The organism is Blautia sp. ZXY-1-C6 (assembly GCF_056339875.1).
Genome location: NZ_JBWJVQ010000118.1, coordinates 1 through 2,244 on the forward strand (window position 1 = coordinate 1; position 2,244 = coordinate 2,244).

Annotated in this window: 3 protein-coding genes and 1 pseudogene; 2 read left to right on the forward strand and 2 right to left on the reverse strand. The window is 43.9% G+C overall.

The features are described from left to right. Positions 1-78: 78 nt before the first annotated feature. Positions 79-602, forward strand: a pseudogene (locus tag AC075J_RS04195) (DNA polymerase Y family protein). Between the two features lie 32 nt (positions 603-634). Further along, positions 635-1,123: a DinB/UmuC family translesion DNA polymerase gene (locus AC075J_RS04200; RefSeq protein ID WP_476390056.1), complete on the forward strand. Its 489-nt coding sequence runs from the start codon at positions 635-637 to the stop codon at positions 1,121-1,123. Between the two features lie 68 nt (positions 1,124-1,191). Here AC075J_RS04200 and ilvN read toward each other — a convergent pair whose 3' ends face one another. Both ilvN and AC075J_RS04210 read right to left on the reverse strand, forming a co-directional pair. Continuing rightward, the gene (gene ilvN / locus AC075J_RS04205; protein WP_022381366.1) at positions 1,192-1,701 is read right to left on the reverse strand and encodes an acetolactate synthase small subunit; all 510 of its coding nucleotides are present in this window, start codon (positions 1,699-1,701) and stop codon (positions 1,192-1,194) included. 17 nt (positions 1,702-1,718) lie between these two features. Next, the coding region (locus tag AC075J_RS04210; protein ID WP_476390057.1) for a thiamine pyrophosphate-dependent enzyme at positions 1,719-2,244 on the reverse strand (526 nt) is incomplete at its 5' end.

Genomic DNA, 2,244 nt, shown 5'->3' on the forward strand with positions numbered 1-2,244 from the left:
AAGAAACGGACAGGTATCGTGCTGCCAAATCTATCCCTGCAAAAAAATACGGGATTCCAGACCGGCGAGCCAGTAGCCATGGCTCTTCGGAAATGTCCCAATCTGGTGATCGTTCCCAGTGATTTTGAATTATACGATAAATGTTCCCGGGCATTTAAAGCAATCTGTGCTTCCTTTGCACCTGTGATGGAATCTTTTTCCATTGATGAGGCATTCTGGATATGACAGGTACTTCTCTGATCTATCCTGACCCTGTAGCTGCTGCTCATGAGCTGAAAGGCAAGATTCACAGAGAGCTGGGATTTACAGTAAATGTAGGAATTTCTACCAATAAGCTTTTGGCAAAGATGGCATCAGATTTTCAAAAGCCGGACAGAGTACACACTCTGTTCCCGGATGAAATCCCGGAGAAAATGTGGCCTCTTCCTATCCGTAATCTGCTGTTTCTGGGAAAAGCTTCCGAGCAGAAGCTTCTGAATCAGGGAATCCGTACCATCGGTGATCTGGCAAGAGAAAGAGCATCCAATGTGCAGTACTGGCTTGGGAAAAAACGGGACATCAGCTATGGCAATATGCCAGAGGTATCGATGATTCCCCTGTAAAAGCAGTGCCTGATGAGGCAAAAGGTTTCAGCGTGGAAACTACTTTTAACGATGATATTACTTCCATAGAGCAGGTGTTTCCCATACTTTTGGAGCAGTGTGATGTTCTGGCAACCAGAATGCGCAGAAAAGATAAGAAATGCAACTGTATTTCCGTGACTTTCCGTACTTTGGATTTCAGAAACCGTTCACACCAGACAAAGCTGGAAAATGCTACAGATCTTACAGATGAAATTTATATAAATGCTACAAGACTTTTTAAAGAATTCTGGAAAGGACAGCCGCTACGTCTGATTGGTGTGGCACTGACAGGCCTTACAGATGGCACTTATGAACAGATGTCTCTGTTTGAAGATACAGAAAATAAAGAACGCCACAGAAAGCTGGATGCAGCTATGGATGAGATCCGGATGAAATTTGGAAATGATAAGATCACCCGTGCCAGTATTATGAACAGCAATGCACGGATTGGGCGAAAAGCGAAAGCACAGATGAAAAACGAAAAGACGGAAGAACCGTAAGTAAAGGGAGGACTGAGCATTAAGAATAATGCGACAATCCTCCCTTTATAAAAATTTCAGAAAAAGTTTTATCGTTCCATCATACTGATAGATTCGATTCCTACACTTCCTCCACGTACCACTTCAATTCTGTGAAATTCTTCCTTGATCAGTTTCACTACTGCGTCATTCTTGGTTGCTGTCTGGACAAATTCCAGGAGCAGGCTGTCTTTGCCATAGTCAATGACCTTTGCCTTGAAGGTTTCGGCAATCTGAAACAGTTCAACCTTATCTTCTTTGGAACAGTTAAAAACCTTAATATACAGAATCTCTTTCATGCGGACAAATACGTCTGTGAAATCAATAACCTTAATAACCTCGATCATACGGTTCAACTGTTTTTTGATCTGCTCAAAAGTTTCATCATCACTGACAGTTGCGATAGTCATTCGAGATACTGTGGGGTCCTCGGTAGTTCCTACAGTAAGACTGTCCAGATTGTAGCTTTTTCCGGAGAAAAGTCCGGAGATTTTGGACAGAACACCTACCTGGTTCTCAACATAGAGAGAAATCCATCTTTTTTTCATTCCTTTATCCATAATAATTTTCCTCCTGATCAACAGTCCATAATCATATCTTCCAGAGTTCCGCCTGGTTTGATCATAGGATAAACCATTTCCTCAGGGTCAATGATGAATTCAATTACTGTAGGTGCCTTTGTGTTCTTTTTTGCTTCCTCGAAGGCTGCTGCAATTTCCTCTTTCTTTGTGACACGGATTCCTTTTGCCCTGTAGCTCTCTGCAAGTTTGATGAAATCCGGCGTGTACTGTGGATATTCCATGCCCTCTGTGCGGCGGGAAAGTGCTCCGGCGCGCAGGTTGGTCATGGCGTAGCGTTTGCCGTAGAAAAGCTTCTGCCACTGGCGTACCATTCCAAGATATTCATTGTTAAAGATACACAGGATAACCGGAAGCTCCTCCAGAACTGCAGTTGCAAGCTCCTGAATGTTCATCTGCACGCCGCCGTCACCGGAGATAACGATGACAGGTCTGTCGGGATTTCCGATTTTGGCTCCGATGCCGCCTGGAAGACCATAGCCCATTGTTCCCAGACCACCGGACATGATCATCTGTTTGCCCTCT

Coding starts and splice junctions, on each gene's coding strand:
- ilvN (WP_022381366.1), bottom strand. CDS start 1,701: ATGGATAAAGGAATGAAAAAAAGATGGATTTCTCTCTATGTTGAGAAC.